This is a genomic window from Georgenia thermotolerans (assembly GCF_009193185.1).
In the GTDB taxonomy this organism is placed as follows: Bacteria; Actinomycetota; Actinomycetes; order Actinomycetales; family Actinomycetaceae; genus Georgenia; species Georgenia thermotolerans.
The window spans coordinates 14075-38814 of the sequence record NZ_VUKF01000014.1; the positions used below are offsets into that span (position 1 = coordinate 14075).

Below are 24740 nucleotides of genomic sequence, written 5' to 3' on the forward strand. Positions count from 1 at the left end.
GGTCCGTGGCCCCCGCGGCCGCCGTCGGGGCGGCGCTCGCGGCGCCCGGCGCCGCGCTCCTGCTCGACCTCGACGGCACCCTCGTCGACTCCGAGCCCACCCACCGGGCCGCCTACCGGCGCTACTTCGCCCGCCGGGGCTGGCGGGTGGACGAGGCGGCGGTCCGGGCGTTCGCCGGGCGGCGCGGCGCGGAGGCGTTCGCCGAGCTCGACGGTCCCTGGGCGGGGGAGGACCCGCACGAGCTGACCGCCGCGGTGATCGCCTGCCTCGACCTCGCCGCGGACCCGCCGGCACCGGTGCCCGGGGCCGCCGCCGCGATCGCGGGCTGGCGGGCGGCCGGCGTGCCGGTCGCCGTCGTCACCTCGGCCGCCCGCGCGTGGGCGGCCACCGTGCTCGACCGGCTCGGCGTGGCCGACCTCGGGGTGGCCCTGGCGACGGCGGAGGACACGGCCGCGGGCAAGCCGGACCCCGCCCCCTACCGCCACGGGGCGGCGCTCGTCGGGGCGGAGCCGGCGGCCTGCGTGGCCGCCGAGGACACCCCGGCCGGGCTCGCCTCGGCCCTGGGCGCCGGGGTCGGGCTCGTCCTGGGCGTCACCACCTCGCACCCGGCGGCCGAGCTGGAGGCCGCGGGCGCCCACCACGCCGTCGCCGATCTCACCGCCCTCGTGCCGCGGGCGGGCAAGGAGGTAGCGCGGGCGCGACCTCAGCGGGCGCGGAGATAGCGCAGCAGGAGCAGGTCCCCGGCGGTGAGCACGTGCGCCAGCCGCATCGGCCGGGTGACCTGGGCGCCGCCGGCCGTGATCCGCCCGGCGTGCCCGCCCTCGAGCACCGGGCTGAGGGTCAGGCACAGCTCGTCGACCAGGTCCGCCGCGACGAGCGTGCCGAGCAGGTGCGGTCCGCCCTCGCACAGCACCTGGGTCAGGCCCCGACGGGTCAGCTCGCGCGCCGCGCGGTGGGGGTCGACGGCGTCGTCGCCGCACACCACGACGTCCGCGACGGCGGCCAGGGCGCGGCGCCGGTCCCGCGGGGCGCCCGCGTGCGTGAGGACGAGCGGGCGGACCGGGGCCTCGGCGAACAGCGGCGATCGCGGGTCGAGGTCGAGCCGGCCCGAGACGACGGCGAGCGTGGGGTGGGCCGGCAGCCGGCGGGCGGTGCGCCAGGCGACCGCCGGCGCGTCCAGGACCATGGCGCCGTAGCCCTCCTGGCGCAGGGTGCCCGCACCGACCAGGACGGCGTCGCTGAGCATCCGCAGGGTGTCGAAGACCTGCTTGTCGTCGGCGTTGTTCAGCCCGGCGGTCAGGCCGTCGTGCGTGGCGGCGCCGTCCAGGCTGGAGATGAAGTTCACCCGCAGATGGGGCGTCTCCCGCTCGGGCACGGCGTAGCGCAGCACCAGCTCGTCGGTGTCGAGCATGCTCGGACTCCTCAGGTGTTGTGCCGGGCCAGCGTGGGCGACCGCAGGCCCAGGAGCGCCTCGGTCATCCGGACGGCGTCGACCGTGGCGGCGACGTCGTGCGCCCGCACGATCCGGGCCCCCTGGGCGATGCACCACACCGCGGCGGCCAGCGACCCGGGCAGCCGGCCGCCCGGCGCGCGGCCGAGCGTCTCGCCCACGAAGTCCTTGTGCGAGACGGCCACGAGCGTGGGCGGCCCGAGGGCCGTGATCTCGCCCAGCCGCCGGGTGAGCTCCAGGGAGTGGGCGGTGGTCTTGTTCAGGTCGTGACCCGGGTCGACGACGATCCGCGACGGCGCCACGCCGCGACGGACCGCCTCGGCGACCCGGCGGCGCAAGAACGCGGCGACCTCGGCGACGACGTCGCGGTAGCGCGGGCGCCGCAGCACCCCCTGGGGCCCGGCGAGGCTGTGGGCGATGACCACCGTGGCGCCCGCGGCGGCCACCGCCTCGGCCATGGCCGGGTCGCGCAGGCCCGAGGTGTCGTTGACGACGTCGGCCCCCGCCGCCAGGCAGCGGCGGGCCACCTCCGCCCGGGCGGTGTCGACGGAGAGGACGACGTCGCTGCGCGCCCGCACCGCCTCGACGACGGGCAGCACCCGGTCCAGCTCGGCCGCCTCGTCCACCCGCGCGGCGTCGGCGGAGAAGGGCACCCCGCCGACGTCGACCCAGTCCGCGCCCGCGGCGGCGGCGGCCAGCGCCCGGTCCACCGCCCGGTCCAGGGCGAAGGTGGCGCCGCGGTCGTGGAAGGAGTCCGGGGTGCGGTTGACGATCGCCATGACCGCGACCTGCCGGGAGAAGTCGAAGGTGCGGGCGCCGATGCGCCGGACGGGGTCCGCCGGCCAGGTGCCGGCGGCCGCCGGCAGTGCGGCGGCGGACGCCGCGCCGGCCGGCGGCGCGACGGTGGCCACGGCCCTCAGCCCGCCGCGGCGGGGACGAGGTCGCCGAGTGGCACCGCCTCGTCGGCGAGGCGGGCGTCGTCGACCGGCGCCTGCGCCCGGACGAGCGCGGCGATCTGGTCGCTGACGTCCCAGACGTTGACGTTCATCCCGGCCACCACCGTCTCGCCCCGGACCCAGAACGCGACGAACCGCCGCGCGGCCCGGTCGCCGCGGTAGACCACCCGGGCCCCGACGGCCAGGTCGGAGAAGCCGGTGTACTCCATGCCCAGGTCGTACTGGTCGGTGTAGAAGTAGGGCACCTGGTCGTAGGAGACAGCCAGGCCCAGCATCGACCGCGCGGCGGCGGGCCCCATGCGCAGGGCGTTGGCCCAGTGCTCCACCCGCAGGTGGTGGCCGAGCAGCGGGTGGAACGCGCTGGCGACGTCCCCGGCGGCCCAGACGTCGGGCGCCGAGGCGCGCAGGCCGGCGTCGACGACGATGCCGCGGTCCACCGCCAGGCCGGCCGACTCGGCGAGCTCGGTGCGCGGTGCCGCGCCGATGCCCACGACCACGACGTCGGCGGGCACCACCGCGCCGTCGCCCAGCTCCACCCCGGTGACCGTCGCGCCGTCGCCGAGGATGCCGCGGGTGGTGGTGGACATCCGCAGGTCCACGCCGTGCTCGCGGTGCAGGTCGGCGAACAGGGCGCCGAGCTCGGGCCCGAGCGGGCCCTCGAGGGGGACGTCCTCGCGCCCCAGCACGGTGACGGCGTTGCCGTAGGCCCGCGCGGCGGCGGCCACCTCCAGCCCGATCCAGCCCGCGCCGACGATCACCACCCGGCGCCCGCCCGCGGCCAGGGCCGCGCGCAGCGCGTCGGAGTCCGGCCGGGTGCGCAGGTAGTGCACCCCGTCCAGGCCCGCGCCCGAGCCCGCGCCGGTCAGGCGGCGCGGCGCCGAGCCGGTGGCGAGCAGGACGGCGGCGTAGGGCAGCCGGGCGCCGTCGTCGAGGGTGACCTCGTGACCGGCGACGTCCAGCTCCACGACCCGCCGGCCCAGGCGCAGCTCGACGTCGTGGTCGGCGTACCAGCCCGGCGGGTGGACGAAGCCCTGCTCGCGATCCTCCTTGCCGAGCAGGTAGTCCTTCGACAGCGGGGGGCGGATGTAGGGCCGCTCGCCCTCCTCCCCGACGAGGACCACCTCGCCGGTGAAGCCCTCCTTGCGCAGCCGCTGCGCGGCCTTGGCCGCCGCGAGCCCGCCGCCGACGATGACGATGCGCCCGTCCATCTCGTGCCTCCTGGTGTGCGGGTTGGGGTGAACCGGTGAGGGGTGGTCAGGGCCGCACCCCGGCGAGGGCGAAGAACTCCTCGCGGGTGCGAACGTCCTCGCGCAGCAGGCCGTGCAGCGCGCTGGTGACGGTGCGCGCGCCGCTGACGCGCACGCCGCGCAGCGCCATGCACAGGTGCTCGGCCTCGAGCACGACGGCGACGCCGCGCGGGGCGAGCTCGGCCTGGAGCAGGTCGGCGACCTGCTGGGTCAATCGCTCCTGGACCTGCAGGTCGCGCGCGAAGTGCTCGAGGACCCGGGCGAGCTTGGACAGCCCGACGATCCGCTCGCCGGGCAGGTAGGCGATGTGCCCCACGCCGTGGAAGGGCAGCAGGTGGTGCTCGCACAGGGAGTGGAAGGGGATGTCGCGCACGAGGACGAGCTCGTCGTAGCCCTCGTCGTTGGGAAAGGTGGTCAGCGTCAGCTCGCGCGGGGTGAGCAACTCGGCCAGGGCGTCGGCGACCCGGCGCGGGGTGTCGGCCAGGTGGGGGCCGGCGGCGTCACGGCCCAGCGCGGTCAGCAGATCGGCGACGGCGCGGCTGGCGCCGAGGCGGTCGATCCGGGCCGCGGCTGGGGCGAGTTGCGTCGGGGCCGGAGCCGGGGCCGTGGGTGTCGCGGTGATGGTCATCTCCGCCCCCTGGGGGTGCTTGGGCGGCGTCGCCGCACCTGTGCACACGACCGTAGGACCGCCGGTCTTCTTTCGTCAAGTGTTCTTGTTTTTAGAGTGGTAGGCTGGGACGCATGGTCGACGACGAGCCGCACGGACCAGCGCAGGAGCCGGGGGAGCGGGCCGCCGACCTGGCCGCGCTCGCCGCCCTCGAGGACCCCACGCGCCGGGCGCTGTACGAGCTCGTGTCGAGCGGGACGGAGCCCACGAGCCGCGACGCAGCCGCCGCGGCGCTCGGGCTCAGCCGCAGCACCGCCGCGTTCCACCTCGACCGCCTGGCCCGCGAGGGGCTCCTGGCCGTGGAGTTCCGGCGGCTCGGCGAGCGCACCGGCCCGGGCTCCGGGCGCCCCGCCAAGCTCTACCGCCGCGCCCCGGGCGAGGTGAGCGTCTCGGTGCCGGACCGGCGCTACGAGCTGGCGGGGGAGCTGCTGGCGCTCGCGGTGGAGGAGGCGGGGGAGGCGGCCGCGCCGGTGCGCGCGGCGCTGCGCCGGGTGGCGAAGGAGACCGGCCGCGCGGACGCCGCCGGTGCCGGCTCGCTCGACGACGCGCTCGCGGCGGCCGGGTACGAGCCCCGGGCCGACGCCGGCGGCGGGACCGTCATGGGCAACTGCCCCTTCCACCGGCTGGCCCGGCGCCACACCGCGCTGGTCTGCGAGCTCAACCGCGAGCTGGTGGAGGGGGTGGCCGAGGGGGCCGGGGCGGCGTGCACGGTGCGCACCGATCCCGGCGCCGGCGGGTGCTGCGTGCGCGTGCTGCCGGCGGGCTGACGCGCGGGTGCTGCCGGCGGGCTGACGCACGGAGCCCCGCCCCGGGGCCGGGACGGGGCTCCGCGCGCGCCGGCTCAGCCCTGGTGGGCCAGCCGGTCGGCCGCCTGGGCGCGCACGGCGCGGCGGGCGGCGTCGAGGTTCTCCACCACGAGCCGGCGCAGCGCCGGGGAGGCGTCCTCGTGGGCGTCCAGCCACCCCTGCGTCAGCGCGACGACGTCGACGCCGAGGGCATCGGCCAGCCCGGCGAGCTTGTACGGGTAGAGGCCGACGACGATGTTCTGCGCCATCTCGTTGGTCCGCTCCGCCCACACCTTCTCCAGGGCGTCGAAGTAGGCCCCGGCGAAGGGCACGAGCAGCGCGCGGTCGTGCACCTGGGAGAAGCCCCCGATGACGTTGGACTGCACGGCGTTGGGCAGCGTATCCGACTCGACGACGTCCGCCCACGCCCGCGCCTTGTTCGCCATGGTCGGCACGGCCGCGCGGGCCCGGGCCGCCTGCTGCTGCCCCGTGGCGGTGGCGTCGCGCTCGAGCTCGGCGTCGATCTCCGCGGCCCCGGCGCGCCCGCCGGCGACCAGGCCCTGGAGCAGCACCCACCGCAGGTCCGTGTCCACGGTCAGGCCCTCGAGCGTCGTCGTGCCGGCGAGCAGGGCGGCGACGACGTCGAGCTGGGCGTCGGTGACGGCGTGCGCCGCGAGCGCGCGGACCAGCTGCAGCTGGGTGTCCGAGCCGGGGGCCGCGGCCCGGGCCAGCTCGAGCAGCCGGTCGGCCGCGCGCGCCTCGAGGTCCGCACGGGTCTCCGGGGCGCTGTAGGAGGTCAGGGCGGTGGCGAGCTGGCGCAGCAGCACCAGGACCACCGAGGAGTCGGTCTCGGTCGCCACGGCGGTGAGGACCAGGTCGACGAAGTCGCGCGCCGCCCACTCGCCGTCGCGGGTCATGTCCCAGGCGGAGGCGAGCACGAGCGCGCGAGGCAGGGACTCGGCGAAGCCGTCCAGGTGCGCGACGGCGGTCGCCAGGGACCGCTCGTCCAGGCGGACCTTGGCGTAGGCGAGGTCCTCGTCGTTGACGAGCACGAGGTCCGGGCGGCGCTTGCCGACCAGCGCCGGCACCTCGGTGCGGGCGCCGTCGACGTCGAGCTCGATCCGCTCGGTGCGGCGCAGGGCGCCGTCCTCGGCGACGTCGTAGCCGCCGACGACCAGCCGGTGCGGGCGCAGCGTCGGGTGCTCGGCGGGGGCCTCCTGCAGGAGGGCGAAGGAGGTGATGGTCCCCTCCGCGTCGGTCTCGACCTCCGGGCGCAGCAGCGTCACGCCCGCCTCCTCGAGCCAGACCTTGGACCAGGCGGCCAGGTCGCGGCCGGAGGCGGCCTCGAGCTCGACGAGCAGGTCGCGGAGCTCGGTGTTGGCGAAGGCGTGCTTGGCGAAGTAGCGGCGCAGCCCCTCGAGGAAGGCGTCCCGGCCCACCCACGCGACGAGCTGCTTGAGCACGGAGGCGCCCTTGGCGTAGGTGATGCCGTCGAAGTTGACCTCGACGTCCTCCAGGTCGTTGATCGGCGCCACGATCGGGTGGGTGGAGGGCAGCTGGTCCTGGTTGTACGCCCAGGCCTTCTCCAACGAGGAGAACGTCGTCCACGCGCTGGTCCAGCGGGTCGCCTCGGCCGTGGCCAGGTGGGAGGCGAACTCGGCGAAGGACTCGTTGAGCCAGAGGTCGTTCCACCAGCGCATGGTCACCAGGTCCCCGAACCACATGTGCGCGAGCTCGTGGAGGATGGTCACCGCCCGGCGCTCGACCGTGGCCTCGGGCACCTTGGAGCGGAAGACGTAGTTCTCGAGGAAGGTCACCGCGCCGGCGTTCTCCATCGCCCCGGCGTTGAACTCCGGCACGAAGAGCTGGTCGTACTTGGTGAACGGGTAGGGCCGGTCGAACGCCTCCTCGTAGAACGCGAACCCGGCCCGGGTGATGTCCATGATCTCCTCGGCGTCGAGGTGCTCGGCCAGGGAGGCCCGGCAGTACACGCCCAGGGGGATGGTGCGCCCGTCGCGGGAGGTCAGCTCGCCGGTCACGCCGTGGTACGGCCCGGCCACGAGGGCGGTGAGGTAGGAGGAGATCACCTGCGTGGGGGCGAAGCGCCAGGTGGCGACGCCGTCGCCGGCCGGCTCCGGCTCGGGGGTGGCGGTGTTGGCGACGACGGTCCAGTGCGCCGGCGCCGTGACGGTGAAGGCGAAGGTCGCCTTGAGGTCGGGCTGCTCGAAGACGGCGAACACGCGGCGGGAGTCGGCCACCTCGAACTGGGTGTACAGGTACGTCTCGCCGTCGACCGGGTCGACGAAGCGGTGCAGCCCCTCGCCGGTGTTCATGTACCGGCAGGTGGCCACCACGCGCAGCTCGTTATCGGCGGCCAGGCCGTCCAGGGCGATGCGCGAGTCCGCGAAGGCGGAGGTGTCCACCGCCTGGCCGTTGAGGGTGATCTCCTCCACCGACTCGGCGATGAGGTCGATGAACGTGCTCGCCCCCGGCGTGGCGGTGAAGCGCACCGTCGTCGTCGAGCCGAACACGCGATCGCCACGGGTCAGGTCGAGCACGACGTCGTAGCTCGAGGTGGCGAGGGTCCTGGCACGCTCCTGGGCCTCGGCGCGAGTGAGGTTCTCTCCGGGCATGGATCTCCTTCGACTGGTCGACGGCGCCGGGGCGCCGTCCGGTTGGGGCGCGACCGCCGCGGCGGCACACGCCCGACGATCCTCCCACGCCCGGTCCGGGCGGAGCGCGGGCGGCAAGCCGGCAACCGCGGGCGGCGAGCCGACGAAAAGGGCTCGGGGCCTCGGCGTCCAGTGGGGGCGGACACCGATCCGTCGCGGGGACATTGTGGGCACCACGGCTTGACCGCCTCCGGTGAGGCGCTCACCGTGGCTGCCGTCGGTCACGGCCGGCGCTCATCAATCCCAGCAAGCGGGGCGTCCGGCCGTCGGGGTCCGACGCCGCCGCGCGCCGCGAGCTCCGGCAGCCCTGCGCCCCTGGAGGCGCACATGTTGTCACGTCATCCGGACCGTCGCCGCCGCGCGGTCCTCGCCGTTCTTGCCTCGCTCGTGCTCGCGCTGATCGTCGCGGCCCCCTCCCGGGCCGACGTCGCCGCCGCCGAGCACCACGCCCGCACCTGGCACGTCGCCGTCGGTCAGGAGTCGCGGGACAAGGCCGTCCAGGGCATGGCCTTCCTGCCCGGGGAGGTCTGGATCAACGTCGGCGACACCGTCAGCTGGCGTGCCCGGTCCGCGGAGATCCACACGGTCACGTTCCTGCCGCCCGGGCAGCGGCTGCCGGAGTTCAACCCCGTGGACCACCGGCAGATCCGGCGCCAGGGCGGCCAGACGCACGACGGCAGGACCTACCTGAACTCCGGCATCATGTCGACGATGCCGAAGACCGGGCTCGACGCCCCGTCCGTCGGGACCTATCAGCTGCGCTTCACCCGCACCGGCGACTTCGTCTACTACTGCCTGGTGCACGGGCGGGCGATGAAGGGCACGGTGCACGTGCGCCCGGCCGGCACGGCCTACCCGCACAGCCAGGCGTACTACGACGCCCAGGCCCGCCACGAGGCCGCCCGGATCATCGGCCACGGCGAGGCGCTGTGGCAGCGCACCCGCCACGCGGCGACGGACGACCACCACGTCTTCGCCGGCGCCGCGGACGACACGGCCATGGTCATGCGCTTCATCCGCCAGGAGGTCACGGTGCGGGTGGGGGAGAAGGTCACCTTCGACATGGCCCGGAACGCGTTCTACGTCCCGCACACCGTCACGTTCGGTCCCGAGCCGTCCTCGATCCTCGCCCCGCCGATCGGCAACCCCGCGCACTTCCGTGGCGGCCAGCTGCACTCCGGGATCATCCCGCCGGGGAAGACGTTCACCGTGACGTTCGAGAAGGCCGGCACGTTCCACTACATCTGCGTCCTCCACGACGGGATGGGGATGGTCGGCACCGTCACCGTCCGGCGGTAGCGCGCCTGGCAACGATCCGCGCGGTGCCGGTCCGGCCGGTCCCGCGCGGTCCGGCGGCACACCCGCGGCCCGGTTAGCGGACGGCGGGAGCGGTGGCGCACGATGGGGACATGACCGAGACCGTCACCACCACCGAGACCGGCACCACCACCGACACCGCCGACTTCTGGTTCGACCCCATGTGCCCCTGGGCCTGGATGACCTCGCGCTGGATGGGCGAGGTGGAGAAGATCCGCGACGTCCACGTCCGCTGGCACGTCATGAGCCTGTCCGTCCTCAACGAGGGCCGCGACCTGCCCGAGGAGTACGCCGCCCTGATGGAGCGGGCCTGGGGCCCGGTGCGCGTCGTCAACGCCGCCCGCGAGATCCACGGGCAGGACGTCGTCAAGCCGCTGTACGACGCGCTCGGCACCCGCATCCACCTGCAGGAGCGCGGCGAGGACCTGCCCGCCGTCATCGACGAGGCGCTGGCCGAGGTCGGCCTGCCCGCCGACCTGGCCCGCTTCGCGGGGTCCGACGAGCTCGACGCGTCCCTGCGCGCCTCCCACCAGCGCGCCATCGACCTGGTCGGCGACGAGGTCGGCACCCCCGTCGTCGCCGTCAACGGCGTCGCCTTCTTCGGCCCGGTGGTCACCCCCTCGCCCAAGGGCGAGGACGCCGGCAAGCTGTGGGACGGCGCGGTCGCCGTCGCCTCCATCCCGGGCTTCTACGAGATCAAGCGCACACGAACGTCCGGACCGATCTTCTCCTGAATGAAGTAGCGTGGCCCGCGCCCACCGTGGCGCGGGCCGACGCGCGCCCGCGCGGGGGCGTACGAGCGGGCGGCAGCATCGCGAGGCGGGTCGAACCCGCCCGGCGCCGCGATCAGGGCCGGCGAACGCCGCCGAGGCGCGGACGGCGCCGGCTCAGGGGGAACTGACGAGGAGCGGGGATGGCGGAGCAAGGCAGCGGCAGGCTGAGCGGCGGTGAGAAGGCCCTGGTGGCGGTCACGGCGGTGCTCGTGCTGGTGTTCGCCGTGATGCTGGGGGTCCGGCTGAGCGGGTCGAGCGGCTCGCCGTCGGCCGAGGCGCGCACGACGACGCCGCCCACCGCCGCCGCCCCCACCACCGCCCCGCCCGCCGGCGAGGACCTCTCCGACGTCACGTGGGACTTCGCCGCGCCCAGCGGCAACATCGCCTGCGCCATCGACGACGAACGGGCGCTGTGCGGGATCGCCGACTTCACCTACACCGACGAGATCCCGGCTGCCGAGAAGTCCGCCTGCGACGGCACGGTGGGCCACTTCCTCGAGGTCACCGCCGAGGGCGCCTCCCTGGTGTGCGACACCTCCGGCGAGGCGCTGACCATCGACGCCTCGGGCGTGCCCACGCTCAGCTACGGCCAGAAGCGCACCGACAGCGGCTTCACCTGCGCCTCCAGCGAGTCCGGCATGACCTGCACCCACGAGGAGTCGGGCTACTCCTTCTCCGTCCGCCGCGCGACGTACGCGCTGTCGTGATGGCCGCGATCTCCTCCGACCGGACCACCGCGGCGGGCGCCGGGCTCGCGGGCCCGCTGGGACCGCGCCGCCTGGCCTGGGCCATCCTCGCGATGGCCATCGGCAGCTTCGCCATCGGCACCACCGAGTTCGCGACCATGGGCCTGCTGCCCCGCATCGCCGCGGACCTGGGCGCGACCATCCCGCAGGCCGGCCACCTGGTCTCCGCCTACGCCGTCGGCGTGGTGGTCGGCGCCCCGCTGATCATCCTCGCCCTGCCCCGGGTGCCGCGCACCGCCATGCTCATCGGCCTCGCCGCCGCGCTCGCCGTCGGCAACGCGCTCTCCGCGCTGGCCCCGACCCAGACCACCGAGCTGGGCGCCCGCTTCCTCGCCGGCCTGCCGCACGGGGCGTACTTCGGCATCGCCGCCGTCGTGGCGGCCACCATCTCCCCGCCCCAGCGCCGCGCCCGCTCGGTCTCCCTGGTCATGGTCGGGCTCACCGTGGCGACCACGCTCGGCGTGCCCGTCTCGACCGCGCTGGGGCAGCTGTGGGGCTGGCGCTCGTTGTACTGGCTGGTCACGGCCACCGCCCTGGTCGCCGTGGTGGCGATCTGGCGGTGGGTGCCGCCCGTGCCCGTCGCCGCCGGGGCGACGGCGCGGCGCGAGCTGTCCGCGCTGCGGTCGGGCCAGCTGTGGCTGGCCATCGGCATCGGCGCCATCGGCTTCGGCGGGATGTTCGCCGTCTACAGCTACATCACTCCGACGATGGCGGCGGCCGGGATCTCCGAGCGGCACGTGCCCTGGGTGCTCGCGGCGTTCGGGGCCGCGATGACGCTCGGGACGGTGCTCAGCGGCCGGCTCACCGACCGCACGATGTTCGGCGCGATCTTCACCGGCATGGGCGCGATGGCGGTGACGCTCCTGCTGTTCTCGGTGGGCGCGCGCGGCCCCGTCAGCGCCGTGGTGCTGGTCGTGCTCGTGGCGATCGCCAGCCAGTTCATCGGTCCCGCGCTGCAGACCCGCCTGCTCGACGTCTCGCGCGAGGGGCCCTCGCTCGGCGCGGCGCTGCACCACAGCGCCATGAACATCGGCAACGCGCTCGGCGCGTGGGTGGGCGGCGCGGTCATCGCCGCCGGGTTCGGCTTCCGGGCGCCGGCGTGGGCGGGCGCGCTGCTCGCCGTCGCCGGTCTCGCCATCGCCGTCGTCTCCTACGTCCTGGAGCGCCGCGGCGCCGCGGCGCGCTGACCCCGCGGGCAGCGACCATCCCGCGCCCCATGCGCGGTGAGACGTCAACTTCTGCGCCCTGCGCGCGGTCAGACGTCAGCTTCTGCCTGCGAGGCGCGGTGGGACGTCACGCGCCGTCGTGACGTCCCACCGCCGCGCGGTCACCAGATGCGCACGCGCTCCTCGGGCGGGAGGTAGAGCGCGTCGTCGGGGGTGAGGCCGAAGGCCTCGACGAAGGCGTCCATGTTGCGCACCACGCCGTTGCAGCGGAACTCGGCGGGGGAGTGCGGGTCGATGGTCAGCAGCCGGACGATCTCCGCGTCGCGCGCCTTCTCGCGCCAGATCCGGCCCCACGAGATGAACACCCGCTGCAGCCCGGTCAGCTCGTCGATGACCGGGGCGTCCCCGAGCTCCTTGCCCTCGGCGCGCAGCGCGATCGCGTAAGCCTTGAGGGCGATCGACAGCCCGCCCAGGTCGCCGATGTTCTCCCCGATGGTCAGGGCGCCGTTGACGTGGTGCGACCCGTCGAGCTGGGCGGGGCTGAAGGCCTCGTACTGGGCGATCAGCGCCTTGGTGCGCTCCTCGAACTCCTGACGGTCCTCCTCGGTCCACCAGTCGGTGAGCCGGCCCGTGCCGTCGTACTTCGAGCCCTGGTCGTCGAACCCGTGGCCGATCTCGTGGCCGATGACGGCCCCGATCCCGCCGTAGTTCCAGGCGTCGTCTGCGTCGGGGTCGAAGAACGGCGGCTGCAGGATCGCCGCGGGGAAGACGATCTCGTTCATCGTGGGGTTGTAGTAGGCGTTGACCATCTGCGGCGGCATGAACCACTCGTCGCGGTCCATCGGCTTGCCGAGCTTGTCGAGGTCGCGGCGCTCCTCGAAGAGGTTCGCCGCGCGCACGTTGCCGAGCAGGTCGGTGGGGTCGATCTCCAGCCTGGAGTAGTCGCGCCACTTGTCCGGGTAGCCGATCTTGGGCCGGAACGCCTCGAGCTTGGCCAGGGCGCGGGCCTTGGTCTCCTCACCCATCCAGTCCAGCGCGGTGATGGACTCGCGGTAGGCGGCGATGAGGTTGTCCACCAGGCGCTCCATCGCGGCCTTGTGCTCGGGCGGGAAGTGCCGGGCGACGTAGATCTCCCCGACGGCCTCGCCCATGGCACCCTCGACGAGCGCGACCCCGCGCTTCCACCGCTCGCGCAGCTCCTCGGCGCCGGTGAGGGTGCGGCCGTAGAAGTCGAAGTTCTCGTCGACGAAGGCCTGCGGCAGGAACGGCGCCCGCGCGTGGACCACCTGCCACGTCAGCCACATGCGCAGGGAGTCCGCGTCCAGCTCCTGCCAGGCCGCGGCGAAGGCGGTGACGTAGGAGGGCATCGCGACGATGAGCCGGTCGAAGGCGTCCTCCGGCACGCCGAGCGCGGAGCGCCACAGCTCCCACTCGAAGCCCGGTGCGCTGGCGACGACCTCCTCCCAGGACATCGGGTTGTTGATGAGGTCCGCCTCGCGCGCCTTCACCCGGTCCCAGTGCCCGCCGGCGAGCCGGGTCTCCACCGCCATGACCCGCTCGCCGGCGCCCATCGCCTCGTCCTCGGTGACCAGGCCCGACAGCGCGAGCATGGTGGCGACGTGGGCCACGTAGGCGGTGCGGACGGCGGCGAACTGGTCCTCGCGGTAGTAGGACTCGTCCGGCAGCCCCAGCCCGGACTGCCAGAAGAAGACGACGTACCGGTCGGGGTCGTTGAGGTCGGTGTCGACGCCGTAGCCCACCCCGCCGGTCACGCCCGTCGGCTGCAGGGCGCCCATCGCCCGGGTCAGCGCCTCCTTGTCGAGGGCGGCGGTGAGCAGGTCGAGGTCCGCGCGCAGGGGGCTGGTGCCCAGCGTCTCGATGCGCTCGGTGGCCATGAAGGAGGCGTACAGGTCCCCGATCTTGCGGGCGTTGTCCGGGTTGCCGGGCTGGTCGTCGTGCGGCGCCGGCTCCTGGCCCTGGGCCGCCGCCTCGGCGGTGCGCCGGGCCGCGTCCTCGATGATGGCGCGCACGCGCTCCTCGGACAGGTCGCGCAGCACCAGGAAGGAACCGTCGCGGGCCCGGTCGGCGGGGATGACGTGCTCGCGCAGCCAGGTGCCGTTGACGTGGCGGAACAGGTCGTCCTGCGGGCGCACCGTCGGGTCCATCGCCTCGGTGTCGCTCATGGACACGTTCGTCGTGGTCATTCTCCGACCCTACGGCAGGGGCGCGCGCCCGTGCCCGTGTCCGGACCCCGCCGCTGCGGACGTGGCTGGCGTCCCCGCGCCGCGGGGCCGGCACCGGCGGGGCGACCGCCCGGCCGGGGCGGCGTCCGGGCGGGCGCGCGCACTTGGCACAATGAGCCCCATGCGTATCCATATTGCCGCCGACCACGCCGGCTTCGAGCTCAAGTCCGCGCTGGTCGAGCACCTCGAGGCGGCCGGCCACGACGTCGTCGACCACGGCGCCCCCACCTACGACGCCCTGGACGACTACCCGCCGATGTGCATCGCCGCGGCCGAGGCGGTCGTCGCCGAGCCCGGCTCGCTCGGCATCGTCATCGGCGGCTCGGGCAACGGGGAGCAGATGGCGGCCAACCGGGTGGCCGGGGTGCGGGCCGCGCTGGCATGGAACCTCGACACCGCCACGCTCGCCCGCGCGCACAACGACGCCAACGTCGTCGCCGTCGGCGCCCGGCAGCACTCGGTGGACGAGGCGACGGCGATCGTCGACGCCTTCCTCGCCGAGCCCTTCTCCGGCGACGAGCGGCACGCCCGGCGCATCGAGCTCATGAGCGCCTACGAGCGCGACCACCGCTGCTGACACGGTGGCGCCGCCCGGTCACCGGCCGGGCGGCGCCGACCGCCCGCAGGGGGCTCAGAACCCCCAGCTGATGGCGGGCGCCACCGGCCAGCCGAACGCCGCCGAGGCCGGTGCCAGGGCCCCGGGCGCGAGCTCGGCGACCCGGCCGGCCAGCGCCAACGCCCCGAGCGACGTGCCACCGAGGTAGGCCTCGGCGAGGTCGGCGACGTCGAGCGCGAGCCCGGCCTCGCCGTCGGCCCGGCGCACCTCGGCCCCGTCGGGCCCGCCGCGCAGGTGCCAGCGGCCGGCGTTGGCCGGCAGCAGCGCGTCGCGGACCTCGAGGACGACGTCGACCGGCGCCTGGTAGCGCCGCCCGGCCAGCGCGGCCGGGACGTCGAGCAGCCGCAGCCACATCGCGTCGTGCAGGGTGGGCCGCGCCGCGCGGGTGTCGAGCAGCAGGCCGTGCAGGGCGTCGTCGGGGGCCAGCGGGCCCGACTCGACGGTGGCCATGAGGTCGAGGTCGGTCAGGGTGCCCCACAGCGCCCGGGCGGCCGCGGGGTCGAGGGCCACCGCCTCACGGATCTTGACCGTGCCCTCGGGCAGGTCCGCGGCCGACCAGGCGGCGTGCCGGCGGAAGACGGCGTAGCCGCGGGGCTCGCCCGCCGGGTCGCGGACGACGGCGATGCGCAGCGGCTCGGTGCCGCGGCGCTGGGAGGGGCGGTCGAGCAGCGCACGGGCGCGCAGGGCCTCGGTGTCCCGGGTGACCCAGCCGGGCCGGTCCACGGCGGCGTGCACCCGCTGGACGAGGTCGGCGTGCCGGTCGTGCGAGGCCTGCTCGAGCTCGACGACGAGGTCGGCGCTGCCGGGGACCTCGCGCAGCGTCGCGGCGCGCCCCAGCGTCATCTGCAGGTGGCGGGTGGCGACGCCGTAGCCGTAGCGGCCGTAGATGCCCATCTCCGCGGCATAGAGGGCGGAGACCACCTCACCGCGCGCCGCCGACCGGTGCAGGTGGGCGGTGACCATCGCCCGGGCCAGGCCGCGGCGGCGGTGCCCGGGGTGCACGCTCACCCAGGTCAGGCCGGCCGTGGGCAGCCGTGCCCCGCCGGGGACCGGCAGGGTGAAGGCGTAGGAGGAGTGTCCCGCGGCCAGCCGGGGCTCCGCGCCGCGCTCGTCCCACACGCCGACGCTGCGGCCCGGCTCGAGCGGCCAGGGCATGACGGCGCGGTCCTCGGGGGTGTTCTCCTCGGCGAAGGCCCAGGTGTCGACGTCGAGCAGGGCGTCACGGTCGGTGGTGTCGTCCAGCTCGGCGAGGCGGTAGCCGGCGGGCAGGGTGGCGCCGAGCGCGGCGAGGTCAGGCGTGAAGGTGGTCACCGGGTCAGCATGTCAGCGTCCGTGCGGACTGCGCGAGGCGTTTTTCTGCGGCGGGCCGCGGCGTGGCGGTCCGCGGACGGCGTCGGACCCGGGCGGTCAGTCCCGCAGGCCGCGGCGTGCGGCCGCCACCGCGGCCACGACGCTGAGCGGAACGAGCACGGCGACCACGGCGGGCACCAGGCCCAGCAGCCAGGTGGCGACGGCCAGCGCCACGCCCTGCAGGAGCCAGCGCACCTGATCGTCCCAGCCCTGCCGGTCGCGGCCGGCGACGGCGCGGGCCCGCTCGCGCTCGCCGGCCTCCCCGGGAGCCTGCAGCAGCAGGCCCAGCGCGCGGGCGCGGACCAGGGCGGCGACGGCCCCGCACAGCAGCCAGCCGCCGCCCGCGACGAGCGCCGCCGGCCAGCCTGGCCCGGCGAGCAGCGCCACGGCCAGCGCCGCCACCGGCGTCAGCGCCGCCGTGGTCAGGCCGCCGGCGACCAGGGCGCGGGCGTCGGAGGAGCGGGCGCGCACGGCGCCCACCACGGCCAGCCCGGCCGCGGTGACCAGCAGCCAGCCCACGACCACCGGGACGAGCGCGCCCAGCGCCGCGCCGAGGCCGGCGTCGGCGACGGCCACCGCGACGGCGGCGACGGTGAGCACGAGGGCGAGGGCGAGCATCCACCCGGCGCGCACCAGCGCTGTGCGGGCGGCGGCCGAGACGATCGCGGCGACGTCGAGGTGCTCGTGGGGGACCGAGTCGTCGCAGTGCTCGCAGCGGTAGGTCGTGGCCGCCGCGGAGGGGGCGGTGGTGTGGTCACTCATCGTGCTTGCGATCATAAGGGGGTGCACCCAGACCGGACCGAGCTGACCGAGCTCGTGCTCGACGTCGTCGACCAGATCCCGCCCGGGCGCGTCACCACCTACGGCCTGGTGGCCGAGGCGGTGCGCGCCCGCACCGGCCACGGCCACGCCCGCCATGTGGGAACGATCATGGCCACCTACGGCGCCGAGGTGCCGTGGTGGCGGGTCGTGCGCGCCGACGGCAGCCTGCCGCGCCAGCTCCGCGAGCGGGCGCTGGCGCACTACCGCGCCGAGGGCACGCCGGTCAGCGCGTTCGTCGCGGGGCGTGTCGAGCTGCACCGGGCGCTGTGGGACGCCCCGGAGGAGTGGCGGGCGCCGGCCGGTCTGGACGCGAGGGGCGCCGATGCCTGAGGGGCACACAGTCCACCGCCTCGCCCACGCCTTCGCCGAGCTCTTCGGCGGCCAGCGGCTGGCGGTCAGCTCGCCGCAGGGCCGCTTCGCCGACGGCGCCGCCCTCCTGGACGGCCACGCGCTGGTGGGCACCGAGGCGCACGGCAAGCAGCTCTTCCTCGCCTTCGCGCCCGCCGCCGACGCCTCCGCCGACGGCGACGGCGTGCGCTGGCTGCGGGTGCACCTGGGCCTGTACGGGTCGTGGACCTTCGCCGGGGACGAGACCTTCCGTGCCCCGCACGCCATCGGCGCCCCGCGCCGGCGCGTGGGGGAGGAGGAGGTCGCGGTCGCGAGCCCGGCGGAGCCCGCGAGCCCGGAGAGCCCCGACGAGGCCGACGACGTCGTCGTCGCCGTCGAGGACACCGGCACCGAGCCGGATGCCGAGGCCGCGGGGGAGACCGCCTGGCACCCGCACGCCCCGCGCGGGGCCGTGCGGGTCCGGCTGCTCGGCGCGCACGGCGTGGCCGACCTCACCGGGCCGACGGCCTGCGAGGTGATCACCGCGGAGGACAAGGCGGCCGTCCACCGGCGCCTGGGGCCCGACCCGCTGCGTCCGGACGGCGACGGCGAGGCGTTCGTCGCCGCCGTGCGCGCCCGCCGCCGGGCGGTGGGGGAGCTGCTCATGGACCAGTCGGTGGTGGCCGGCGTCGGCAACATCTACCGGGCCGAGGCGCTCCACCGGGCCCGGGTGCACCCGCTGCGGCTCGGCCGGGACGTGCCGGCCACCCGGCTGCGGGCCATGTGGGCGGACCTGGCCGAGCTCATGGCCGACGGGGTGGCGACCGGCCGGATCGTCACCACCCGGCCGGAGGACCGCCACGACCCCGAGGACCGCTGGTACGTCTACCACCGCTCCGGGCGGCCCTGCCTGGTGTGCGGCACCAAGGTCGCCGAGGCGCCGATGGCGGGGCGGCGGCTGTTCTGGTGCCCGCGCTGCCAGCGGGCCCCGCGCCGGCAGGCCTGAGGCGGCCCGCCATCGGCCGTCAGATGTAGACGGCCGGGTCCGCCCACGGGTCCAGGGCCCGCACGGCGGGCGGGACCGGGCGCGGCTTGGCGGGCACCCCGACGGCCACCGAGCCGGACGGGACGTCGCGCACGATGACGGCGTTGGCGCCCACCTTGGCGTCCGGGCCGATCGTCACCGGCCCGAGCACCTTGGCGCCGGCGCCGATGAGGACCCGGTCCCCGACCGTGGGATGACGCTTGCCGCGACTCATGGACGTCCCGCCCAGCGTGGTGCCGTGGAACATCACGACGTCCTCGCCCACCTCGGCCGTCTCGCCGATGACCACGCCCATGCCGTGGTCGATGAACAGCCGCCGGCCCAGCACCGCGCCGGGATGGATCTCGATGCCCGTCGCGGCCCGCATCGCCTGCGAGAGCAGCCGGGCCGGCAGCTTGAGCAACGGGCTCGCGTGCCACATGCGGTGCGCGAGCCGGTGACCCCACAGCGCGTGCACGCCCGGATAGGCGAGCGCGACCTCCACCAGGCTGCGCGCCGCCGGGTCGCGGCGGCGCGCGGTGTGGAGGTCCTCCAGCAGCAGCTGCCGGAACGGCACCGGGGAGTCGTGCACGTCAGCCGACCAGCCCCTCGAAGAGGATGGTGGACAGGTAGCGCTCGCCGAAGGACGGGATGATCACCACGATCGTCTTGCCGGCCATGTCCGGGCGGTGCGCCACGTTCATCGCGGCGGCGAGGGCGGCACCGGAGGACAGCCCGACGAGCAGGCCCTCCTCGGTGGCGGCGCGGCGGGCCCACCGCACGGACGTCTCGGCGTCGACGTCGAGGACCTCGTCGTAGATATTCGTGTCGAGGATCTCGGGGACGAAGTTCGCGCCGATGCCCTGGATCTTGTGCGGGCCGGGCTGGCCGCCGTTGAGGATCGGGGACTCGGCCGGCTCCACCGCGAACAGCTTGACCTCGGGCTTGCGCTCCTTGAGGACCTGGCCCACGCCGGTGATGGTGCCGCCGGTGCCGATGCCGGCCACGACGGCGTCCACGGCGCCGTCGGTGTCCGCCCAGATCTCCTCCGCGGTGGTCTCGCGGTGGATCCTCGGGTTGGCCTCGTTGGCGAACTGGCGGGCGAGGACCGCGCCCGGGCGCTCCTTGGCGATCGCCTCGGCCTTCTCCACGGCGCCGCGCATGCCGTCGGCCGGCTCGGTGAGCACCAGCTCGGCGCCGAAGGCGCGCAGCAGCGCCTTGCGCTCGCTGCTCATCGAGGACGGCATCGTCAGGACGACGTCGTAGCCGCGGGCGGCGCCGACCATAGCCAGCGCGATGCCGGTGTTGCCGGAGGTGGCCTCGACGATGGTGCCGCCGGGCTTGAGCTCGCCGGACGCCTCGGCGGCGTCGACGATCGCGACGCCGATGCGGTCCTTGACCGAGTTGGCGGGGTTGTAGAACTCGAGCTTGGCGAGGACGGTCGCCTCGGCGCCGTCGGTGATCTTGTTCAGCCGGACCAGCGGGGTGCGGCCGATGAGCTCGGTGACGTCCTTGTAGATCTGGGCCATGGTTCTCCTTCGTCGGTGCGTCCGGCCGGCCGGTCCGGCGTCGGAACGTGCGGGGGCTGGGGTGCGGGGTGTGTGGAGCGCCCGGCGCGCGGGTGCCGCGCGAGAGCCGGGCGCTCTACAGACAGGAGCAGCAGCGGCAGGGGGCCACGACGGCGGGGCGGGCGACGAGCGCGAAGCTCACGGCGGCGTCCTCTCGGTCGGGCGGTGGGCTGGCCGGCGCCGGGCGCCGACCTTGAAGCCTCAACCACCCTAGCGCGTGACGCACGCCATGCGCATACGCCCGCCGAGGGGCGGGCGCGCCCTCATCGCGGGTGCTCCACCACGGTGCTCCCCGCCGGGCGGGGCGACGCGGACCCGGCGGTGAGGGCGGCGAGCAGCGCGCCGAGGCCCGGCCCGTCGTCGCTGGCCAGCGTGAGGCGGACGGCGGTGGGCGCGTAGGCGACGTCCTGGACGGGTACGCCGCGCCCGTGCAGCTCGGCCTCCACCCGGCCGGCGTCGGCGTGGGGCAGGTCGACCTCCCACAGCCCCAGGCGTTCCAGGCGCACGGTGGGGGCCGCGGCCAGCGCGGCGCGCACCGCCTCGGAGTAGGCGCGCACGAGGCCGCCGGTGCCCAGCTTGATGCCGCCGAAGTAGCGCACGACGACGGCGGCGACGTCCGTGAGCCCGGACCCGCGCAGCACCTCGAGCATCGGCATGCCGGCGGTGCCGGCCGGCTCGCCGTCGTCGGAGGAGCGCTCGACCGGGTTGGCGCCTGGGACGTCGACGATGAAGGCGGAGCAGTGGTGGCGCGCGTCGGGGTAGCGACCGCGGGCGTCGGCGACCAGGGCCCGTGCGCCGGGCTCGTCGTCCACCCGGCGCAGCAGGGTGAAGAAGCGGGAGCGGCGCACCTCCGTCTCGACGATGACGTCGGCGCCGCGCGCCAGCCGAAGGTCGCTCACCGGGCCAGTATCCCGCCCCGGTGCCCGGGGGAATGTTCGCGGCCCGGCTGCGTTCTACCCAGGGCCCGCCGAGAATGGTTCTCGACCCGGGCAGATCAGAAGGTGAGGCGCTCGTTGGCCAGTCGTACCGAGCTTCGGCCCGTGATCAAGCTGCGGTCCACCGCCGGGACCGGGCACACCTACGTCACCCGCAAGAACCGGCGGAACGACCCCGACCGGCTCGTGCTGCGCAAGTTCGACCCGGTCGTGCGCCGGCACGTGGCGTTCCGCGAGGAGCGCTGAGCACCAAGCGGTCGCCGTCGTCGTCAAGGACAAAGGAGAAGCCATGAAGCAGAACATCCACCCGGCCTACGGCCCGGTCGTCTTCCGCGACGCGGCCGCCGACTTCGCCTTCCTCACGCAGTCCACCCTGCGCTCGGACAAGACGATCGAGTGGGAGGACGGCAACACCTACCCGGTGGTCGACGTCGACATCTCCTCGGCCTCGCACCCCTTCTACACCGGCCGCTCGCGCGTGGTGGACACCGCCGGCCGCGTGGAGAAGTTCCGCCAGCGCTACGGCACCCGCGAGCGGAAGTGACGTACCCGACGCCTCGGGGGCGCGGCGGCCAACGTCACACCTGCTGTAGGATGCTCAGGTTGGCCGCGCGGCCCCTCCTCATGGGAGGCTAGGCGTCGGCAATTACCCCCTACTGACGGAAGGAGCGGCAGGGCATGGCAGTTCCCAAGCGCAAGATGTCCCGCAGCAACACCCGCTCTCGCCGGTCCCAGTGGAAGGCGGAGCTGACCGAGCTCGTCGCCGTCCGCGTCCAGGGCCGCGAGGTGAAGGTGCCGCGGCGGCTCGCCAAGGCTTACCAGAAGGGCATGCTGGTCGAGGGCTGACCTCGACGAGCAACCCACGCGAGAGCCCCCTCACCCACGGGTGAGGGGGCTCTTGCGTACCTGCCGCGGAGGTGCTTGGTGTCGTGGGCCCGACGGCCTGGCACACCGACATCGCGTCCCCCTGGCCCGGGAACGAGCGACCCTCGCATCGACAGCGGGAGGCCGAGACGATCCAGCGAGGCCGGCAGGACAAGAGCTCCCCGCTGGCTGGTATCTCAGTGGCGTGACCGTCGCCGACAGTGCCCGACGGCAGGGGATCGGCGAGGCGCTGACCCGGGCCAGGATCGCTCTTCTGGAGGCGCTCACGACCACCTTGTACTACCGCGCGGAGCCCGACAACGACGCGACCATCAGGCTGCACGCGAAGCTCGGCTTCGTGCCCGCCGGCGAGACCACGCTCGGCGAGGCCGGCGAGCGCCACCTCGTCTTCCGGCTCGACACATCATGGCGTCCGGCCTGAGAGAACGTGCCCGGCGTCGTGGCCGGGGCGATGGAGCGGGTGACCAGAATCGAACTGGCACCATCTGCTTGGAAGGCAGAGGCTCTACCATTGAGCTACACCCGCGCGACGAACGAGCCGCACACGGATTGTAACCACAGCCGAGGGGCCGGGCCTGCATCCGGGCGTCGGGACCCCGGTCCGGGGGACCGTCCCGGGCACCGTAGAATCACGGCGGCGCCCGACGTGGCGCGACGGGATGTGGCGCAGCTTGGTAGCGCGTCCGCTTTGGGAGCGGAAGGTCGTCGGTTCGAATCCGTCCATCCCGACCCAGATGGGCCGCTCGACTCGCATGAATGCTGGTCGGCGGCCCATTTCTTCTGCCCTCAGGTCTGCCCGCGGCCAATAGACGACTCCTCGAAGGCGCACCGGTTCCTCGAACGAGGCCACAGGTGTCCGGGCAGCCGGTACGTTCGGGGATGAATCGGACGCGATGAGAGGGCTAACTCGATGACCAGACTCACGGGCACCTCTACGGCGCTACTACTGGGTGCTGTCCTCGCACTCGTGGCGTGCGAGAGCGCGCCCGCCGAGGAGGTCACCGCCGGCCCCACCCCGCCGCCCATGGGCGTGGCCCTGTTCGGGCAGGACCAGACAGAGGTGGACACACTCCCCGAGGGCGCCACCCTTGACGGCCTGGAGGTCGACCCGAAGTCGACCCGTTTCATCGTGTCCAAGGCGGGCAAGTCCTACTGGGTCGGCGTCGCGCACCGCGATGGCGTGGCCCGCCCGTGCCTGATTGCCGAGGCGAGCGGGCTCCAGGGCCTGGTCGCCGGATGCGGTGCACCCGGGGCTGTCACCCCGGTGGAGCTCCGCGCGTGGGACTTTCGTGCGCTGATGGTCCCTGACGACCATGCCGACCCGGGTGACGGGTGGCAGCGCGTGTCCACGAACTTGTACGTGCGGGAGACGACGATCGACTTTGGACTGGCGGTGCTCGAGCGGAAGCAAACGAGCGAGGACGTACCTCCTGTCGAGGTCAGGGCTCATGGCGGCCTCAAGGGGCTCGATGATTCCTCGACCCGGCTCGTCGGGGCCCACGGCGACACCCGGTTCTACATCGGCGTCGCGACCCGGGCGAGCAGCTCGGGATCGAACACGGAGACGGTGCTGTGCTTCTTTGCCGACCATCCCTACCCGGCGGTCACCATGTGCGGGCCACCCGAGAGCTACTCCAAGGGCAGCGGCGAGCTCCCGCTCGTCCAGGGCAGCACGGCGCTGTTCGTGCCGGACACCCACGAGGACCCCGGCGACGGATGGGTCCAGGCAGGCCCGAACCTCTACGTCTTCGAGCAGCTGGCGTCATGATCACCGCCAGCGCTGCAGGGCCGCTCCTGCTGAGCGCCGCGGAGGAACACAACATTCTCCTCCCGGCCGCGTACGACATCGTCTGGTTCCTGGCGCTCGCTGTGGCTGCCCTCCTTGTCGTCGCCACGCTGCTCCACCTCGCCCGCCGCAAGGACCTCACCTCGGCCGAGACTGCCCTATGGGTCCTGGTCGTCCTCCTCGTCCCGGTCGTCGGGCCCGCCGTCTACCTCCTGATTGGTCGACGCCCGAAGGGCTCGCCCTCGCCGTCGGGCCCGCGCGTGTAGCCGGCGCCGCATGGTGGGCCGCGTCGGTGGTGTCCTCGCTTCTGTGGATGTCATCGGGCCTGACAGGCGCTACGCAGTGGACGCGTACGTTCCTCCTGGCATCACCGGGCGACAGACGTGCCGCTGCGCGACCGCCTGGAGCGACTTCGTTGACTCGGTCTGGCTCTGGCTCAGTCAGCCGGCCAGGACCGGTGGGACGTCCCAGGAGTCCGCGGTCTCGAACGGATACTCCAGGTGGTGCTCGTCCGGCAGGATCTCCGCCACCTGGGCCGCGGTGGTGCCGTGCAGGTACCCGTTCTCGGCCACCCACAGCCGGATGAGCTGGAGGGGGACGTCGTGCCCGTCCTCCTGATGCATACGGGTCTCGTCGCCGCTCATGAGGATGAGCGCGCAACTCCTCCCCGTCTCAATGAGCTCCTCGATCCGGTCCACGACGCCGGCGGAATCCTCGTCGTTGTAGATCGCGGTGCCGTCCTTGAGCGCGGCGAACGTCGCGTCCAGCCCCATGTCGAAGGAGATGTCCGGGTTCTCGTCCATGCTGACGAACTCGCCGTCGCTGTTCAGGCCGATGCTGGCGTTCATGGCGAGCACGTGCACCGACTCTTGCCCGTGCTGCTCCGTCAGGGCCTTCACCAGCCAGCCGTGCCCGCTCACTGGGGCAGGACCGGCGTCAGCGTGGGCTCGGGACGCATCGGCATGCAACCAGGTTGCCACGGGAGGGATCAGCGCGGCCACGTGGCGTCGACCGGTGCGGCGGCGCGTGGTGCCCGCTCGCCCTGAATCGCCGCCGCGGCGAGCGTGCGGCCGGTCAGGACGACCTGTACCACCATCGCGACGGCCAGCAGGTACTCCACGGGCGAGGTGACGTCCAGGACGGCGGGGCGGCCCGTCACGGCCAGCACGAGCGTCAGCGCCCACCCCAGGGCGGCGAGGGCGACCAGTGCGGGCAGCACGAGCCGGTCGTGCGCCCGCAGGCGGGCCGCCACCGCCGGAAAGCTCTGCAGGAGCGAGGCGACCAGGACGACCAGGGCCGGCGCGAGCCGCAGCGCGTCGTGGTCGGTCTCGAGCAGGCACAGCGGGACGACGAGGAGGAAGAGCAGGTCGTCGAGCACCCGCCTGCCCGGGAACGGGGTCATGCG

Annotated in this window: 28 protein-coding genes and 2 tRNA genes; 16 read left to right on the top strand and 14 right to left on the bottom strand. The window is 74.6% G+C overall.

Annotated elements, in window-relative coordinates:
• Nucleotides 1–5: 5 nt before the first annotated feature.
• Complete coding sequence (locus GD970_RS08275) at nt 6–722, top strand: HAD family hydrolase (protein WP_170297295.1); 717 nt, start codon at nt 6–8, stop codon at nt 720–722.
• On the opposite strand, the gene GD970_RS08280 is transcribed toward GD970_RS08275, so the two are convergent.
• The 4 genes from GD970_RS08280 to folE form a co-directional block, all read right to left on the bottom strand.
• On the bottom strand, nt 704–1411 hold the full coding sequence (locus tag GD970_RS08280) for a pyrimidine reductase family protein (RefSeq protein WP_152202422.1): 708 nt from the start codon (nt 1409–1411) through the stop codon (nt 704–706). The two genes, GD970_RS08275 and GD970_RS08280, sit on opposite strands and share 19 nt — an antisense overlap.
• Before the next feature lie 11 nt (nt 1412–1422).
• The gene (gene folP, locus GD970_RS08285; RefSeq protein WP_152202495.1) at nt 1423–2229 is read right to left on the bottom strand and encodes a dihydropteroate synthase; all 807 of its coding nucleotides are present in this window, start codon (nt 2227–2229) and stop codon (nt 1423–1425) included.
• Nucleotides 2230–2366: 137 nt separating this feature from the next.
• A complete protein-coding gene (locus GD970_RS08290) occupies nt 2367–3614 on the bottom strand; it encodes an NAD(P)/FAD-dependent oxidoreductase (protein ID WP_152202423.1) in 1248 nt (415 codons plus the stop codon).
• A 46-nt stretch (nt 3615–3660) separates the two neighbouring features.
• Entirely contained in the window at nt 3661–4281 is a 621-nt protein-coding gene (gene folE, locus GD970_RS08295) for a GTP cyclohydrolase I FolE (RefSeq protein ID WP_152202424.1), read from the bottom strand.
• A 113-nt stretch (nt 4282–4394) separates the two neighbouring features.
• On the opposite strand from folE, the gene GD970_RS08300 reads away from it, so the two are divergent.
• Nucleotides 4395–5087: a helix-turn-helix transcriptional regulator gene (locus GD970_RS08300; protein WP_152202425.1), complete on the top strand. Its 693-nt coding sequence runs from the start codon at nt 4395–4397 to the stop codon at nt 5085–5087.
• Nucleotides 5088–5161: 74 nt separating this feature from the next.
• Here GD970_RS08300 and pepN read toward each other — a convergent pair whose 3' ends face one another.
• Nucleotides 5162–7738 carry an aminopeptidase N gene (gene pepN, locus GD970_RS08305; protein ID WP_152202426.1) on the bottom strand — a complete coding sequence of 859 codons (2577 nt, stop codon included), beginning with the start codon at nt 7736–7738 and terminating at the stop codon, nt 5162–5164.
• A gap of 366 nt (nt 7739–8104) precedes the next feature.
• Between pepN and GD970_RS08310 the strand changes: the two genes are divergently transcribed.
• The 4 genes from GD970_RS08310 (at nt 8105) to GD970_RS08325 (ending at nt 11800) form a co-directional block, all read left to right on the top strand.
• Nucleotides 8105–9076 (top strand): cupredoxin domain-containing protein, encoded by a 972-nt coding sequence (locus GD970_RS08310; protein ID WP_152202427.1) that lies wholly within the window; start codon nt 8105–8107, stop codon nt 9074–9076.
• A 110-nt stretch (nt 9077–9186) separates the two neighbouring features.
• The gene (locus GD970_RS08315; protein ID WP_152202428.1) at nt 9187–9828 is read left to right on the top strand and encodes a mycothiol-dependent nitroreductase Rv2466c family protein; all 642 of its coding nucleotides are present in this window, start codon (nt 9187–9189) and stop codon (nt 9826–9828) included.
• Nucleotides 9829–10007: 179 nt separating this feature from the next.
• The gene (locus tag GD970_RS08320) at nt 10008–10574 is read left to right on the top strand and encodes a hypothetical protein (RefSeq protein WP_152202429.1); all 567 of its coding nucleotides are present in this window, start codon (nt 10008–10010) and stop codon (nt 10572–10574) included.
• Nucleotides 10574–11800: an MFS transporter gene (locus tag GD970_RS08325; protein ID WP_152202430.1), complete on the top strand. Its 1227-nt coding sequence runs from the start codon at nt 10574–10576 to the stop codon at nt 11798–11800. Before GD970_RS08320 ends, GD970_RS08325 begins: the two co-directional genes overlap by 1 nt.
• A gap of 140 nt (nt 11801–11940) precedes the next feature.
• On the opposite strand, the gene GD970_RS08330 is transcribed toward GD970_RS08325, so the two are convergent.
• Entirely contained in the window at nt 11941–13983 is a 2043-nt protein-coding gene (locus GD970_RS08330) for a M13 family metallopeptidase (RefSeq protein ID WP_152202431.1), read from the bottom strand.
• 160 nt (nt 13984–14143) lie between these two features.
• On the opposite strand from GD970_RS08330, the gene GD970_RS08335 reads away from it, so the two are divergent.
• Nucleotides 14144–14599: a ribose-5-phosphate isomerase gene (locus GD970_RS08335; protein ID WP_152202496.1), complete on the top strand. Its 456-nt coding sequence runs from the start codon at nt 14144–14146 to the stop codon at nt 14597–14599.
• 54 nt (nt 14600–14653) lie between these two features.
• On the opposite strand, the gene GD970_RS08340 is transcribed toward GD970_RS08335, so the two are convergent.
• Together GD970_RS08340 and GD970_RS22155 are read right to left on the bottom strand one after the other, a co-directional pair.
• Entirely contained in the window at nt 14654–15949 is a 1296-nt protein-coding gene (locus GD970_RS08340; RefSeq protein ID WP_226925230.1) for a GNAT family N-acetyltransferase, read from the bottom strand.
• Between the two features lie 96 nt (nt 15950–16045).
• Nucleotides 16046–16750, bottom strand: coding sequence for a hypothetical protein (locus GD970_RS22155; RefSeq protein ID WP_152202432.1), 705 nt, complete (start codon nt 16748–16750; stop codon nt 16046–16048).
• Between the two features lie 21 nt (nt 16751–16771).
• Here GD970_RS22155 and GD970_RS22160 point away from each other — a divergent pair, with 21 nt between their 5' ends.
• A complete protein-coding gene (locus GD970_RS22160; protein WP_152202433.1) occupies nt 16772–17140 on the top strand; it encodes an MGMT family protein in 369 nt (122 codons plus the stop codon).
• On the top strand, nt 17133–18143 hold the full coding sequence (locus tag GD970_RS08355; protein ID WP_152202434.1) for an Fpg/Nei family DNA glycosylase: 1011 nt from the start codon (nt 17133–17135) through the stop codon (nt 18141–18143). Before GD970_RS22160 ends, GD970_RS08355 begins: the two co-directional genes overlap by 8 nt.
• Nucleotides 18144–18162: 19 nt before the next feature.
• On the opposite strand, the gene epsC is transcribed toward GD970_RS08355, so the two are convergent.
• The 3 genes from epsC to GD970_RS08370 all read right to left on the bottom strand — a co-directional run bounded on the left by epsC (nt 18163) and on the right by GD970_RS08370 (nt 20628).
• Nucleotides 18163–18753 (bottom strand): serine O-acetyltransferase EpsC, encoded by a 591-nt coding sequence (epsC, locus tag GD970_RS08360; RefSeq protein ID WP_152202435.1) that lies wholly within the window; start codon nt 18751–18753, stop codon nt 18163–18165.
• Between the two features lies 1 nt (nt 18754).
• Nucleotides 18755–19690 carry a cysteine synthase A gene (gene cysK, locus GD970_RS08365; RefSeq protein ID WP_152202436.1) on the bottom strand — a complete coding sequence of 312 codons (936 nt, stop codon included), beginning with the start codon at nt 19688–19690 and terminating at the stop codon, nt 18755–18757.
• A 302-nt stretch (nt 19691–19992) separates the two neighbouring features.
• Complete coding sequence (locus tag GD970_RS08370; protein ID WP_211489809.1) at nt 19993–20628, bottom strand: IMPACT family protein; 636 nt, start codon at nt 20626–20628, stop codon at nt 19993–19995.
• 114 nt (nt 20629–20742) lie between these two features.
• Between GD970_RS08370 and rpmG the strand changes: the two genes are divergently transcribed.
• From rpmG to GD970_RS08390, 4 genes are all read left to right on the top strand, one after another.
• Nucleotides 20743–20910, top strand: coding sequence for a 50S ribosomal protein L33 (rpmG, locus tag GD970_RS08375; protein WP_152202437.1), 168 nt, complete (start codon nt 20743–20745; stop codon nt 20908–20910).
• A 43-nt stretch (nt 20911–20953) separates the two neighbouring features.
• The gene (locus tag GD970_RS08380) at nt 20954–21208 is read left to right on the top strand and encodes a type B 50S ribosomal protein L31 (RefSeq protein WP_152202438.1); all 255 of its coding nucleotides are present in this window, start codon (nt 20954–20956) and stop codon (nt 21206–21208) included.
• A gap of 134 nt (nt 21209–21342) precedes the next feature.
• On the top strand, nt 21343–21510 hold the full coding sequence (gene rpmF / locus GD970_RS08385; protein WP_152202439.1) for a 50S ribosomal protein L32: 168 nt from the start codon (nt 21343–21345) through the stop codon (nt 21508–21510).
• A 40-nt stretch (nt 21511–21550) separates the two neighbouring features.
• A complete protein-coding gene (locus GD970_RS08390) occupies nt 21551–21970 on the top strand; it encodes a GNAT family N-acetyltransferase (protein ID WP_152202440.1) in 420 nt (139 codons plus the stop codon).
• 31 nt (nt 21971–22001) lie between these two features.
• Here the strand turns inward: GD970_RS08390 and GD970_RS08395 are convergent.
• Nucleotides 22002–22075 (bottom strand) — tRNA-Gly (locus GD970_RS08395).
• Between the two features lie 129 nt (nt 22076–22204).
• Between GD970_RS08395 and GD970_RS08400 the strand changes: the two genes are divergently transcribed.
• The 3 genes from GD970_RS08400 to GD970_RS08410 all read left to right on the top strand — a co-directional run bounded on the left by GD970_RS08400 (nt 22205) and on the right by GD970_RS08410 (nt 23601).
• Nucleotides 22205–22278: transfer RNA gene (locus GD970_RS08400), tRNA-Pro, on the top strand.
• A 238-nt stretch (nt 22279–22516) separates the two neighbouring features.
• Complete coding sequence (locus GD970_RS08405; RefSeq protein ID WP_152202441.1) at nt 22517–23317, top strand: hypothetical protein; 801 nt, start codon at nt 22517–22519, stop codon at nt 23315–23317.
• Nucleotides 23314–23601: a PLDc N-terminal domain-containing protein gene (locus GD970_RS08410; protein WP_152202442.1), complete on the top strand. Its 288-nt coding sequence runs from the start codon at nt 23314–23316 to the stop codon at nt 23599–23601. Before GD970_RS08405 ends, GD970_RS08410 begins: the two co-directional genes overlap by 4 nt.
• Before the next feature lie 174 nt (nt 23602–23775).
• On the opposite strand, the gene GD970_RS08415 is transcribed toward GD970_RS08410, so the two are convergent.
• Nucleotides 23776–24234, bottom strand: a complete 459-nt coding sequence (locus GD970_RS08415) for a hypothetical protein (RefSeq protein ID WP_152202443.1) — start codon at nt 24232–24234, stop codon at nt 23776–23778.
• An 89-nt stretch (nt 24235–24323) separates the two neighbouring features.
• On the bottom strand, nt 24324–24737 hold the full coding sequence (locus GD970_RS08420; protein WP_152202444.1) for a hypothetical protein: 414 nt from the start codon (nt 24735–24737) through the stop codon (nt 24324–24326).
• Nucleotides 24738–24740: the final 3 nt, after the last annotated feature.

Excerpts from the sequence above, each read along its gene's own strand:
- GD970_RS08280 (WP_152202422.1), bottom strand. The coding sequence starts at position 1,411 with ATGCTCGACACCGACGAGCTGGTGCTGCGCTACGCCGTGCCCGAGCGG.
- folP (WP_152202495.1), bottom strand. The coding sequence starts at position 2,229 with ATGGCGATCGTCAACCGCACCCCGGACTCCTTCCACGACCGCGGCGCC.
- GD970_RS08290 (WP_152202423.1), bottom strand. The coding sequence starts at position 3,614 with ATGGACGGGCGCATCGTCATCGTCGGCGGCGGGCTCGCGGCGGCCAAG.
- folE (WP_152202424.1), bottom strand. The coding sequence starts at position 4,281 with ATGACCATCACCGCGACACCCACGGCCCCGGCTCCGGCCCCGACGCAA.
- GD970_RS08300 (WP_152202425.1), top strand. The coding sequence starts at position 4,395 with ATGGTCGACGACGAGCCGCACGGACCAGCGCAGGAGCCGGGGGAGCGG.
- pepN (WP_152202426.1), bottom strand. The coding sequence starts at position 7,738 with ATGCCCGGAGAGAACCTCACTCGCGCCGAGGCCCAGGAGCGTGCCAGG.
- GD970_RS08310 (WP_152202427.1), top strand. The coding sequence starts at position 8,105 with ATGTTGTCACGTCATCCGGACCGTCGCCGCCGCGCGGTCCTCGCCGTT.
- GD970_RS08315 (WP_152202428.1), top strand. The coding sequence starts at position 9,187 with ATGACCGAGACCGTCACCACCACCGAGACCGGCACCACCACCGACACC.
- GD970_RS08320 (WP_152202429.1), top strand. The coding sequence starts at position 10,008 with ATGGCGGAGCAAGGCAGCGGCAGGCTGAGCGGCGGTGAGAAGGCCCTG.
- GD970_RS08325 (WP_152202430.1), top strand. The coding sequence starts at position 10,574 with ATGGCCGCGATCTCCTCCGACCGGACCACCGCGGCGGGCGCCGGGCTC.
- GD970_RS08330 (WP_152202431.1), bottom strand. The coding sequence starts at position 13,983 with ATGACCACGACGAACGTGTCCATGAGCGACACCGAGGCGATGGACCCG.
- GD970_RS08335 (WP_152202496.1), top strand. The coding sequence starts at position 14,144 with ATGCGTATCCATATTGCCGCCGACCACGCCGGCTTCGAGCTCAAGTCC.
- GD970_RS22155 (WP_152202432.1), bottom strand. The coding sequence starts at position 16,750 with ATGAGTGACCACACCACCGCCCCCTCCGCGGCGGCCACGACCTACCGC.
- GD970_RS08355 (WP_152202434.1), top strand. The coding sequence starts at position 17,133 with ATGCCTGAGGGGCACACAGTCCACCGCCTCGCCCACGCCTTCGCCGAG.
- cysK (WP_152202436.1), bottom strand. The coding sequence starts at position 19,690 with ATGGCCCAGATCTACAAGGACGTCACCGAGCTCATCGGCCGCACCCCG.
- GD970_RS08380 (WP_152202438.1), top strand. The coding sequence starts at position 20,954 with ATGAAGCAGAACATCCACCCGGCCTACGGCCCGGTCGTCTTCCGCGAC.
- rpmF (WP_152202439.1), top strand. The coding sequence starts at position 21,343 with ATGGCAGTTCCCAAGCGCAAGATGTCCCGCAGCAACACCCGCTCTCGC.
- GD970_RS08410 (WP_152202442.1), top strand. The coding sequence starts at position 23,314 with ATGATCACCGCCAGCGCTGCAGGGCCGCTCCTGCTGAGCGCCGCGGAG.
- GD970_RS08420 (WP_152202444.1), bottom strand. The coding sequence starts at position 24,737 with ATGACCCCGTTCCCGGGCAGGCGGGTGCTCGACGACCTGCTCTTCCTC.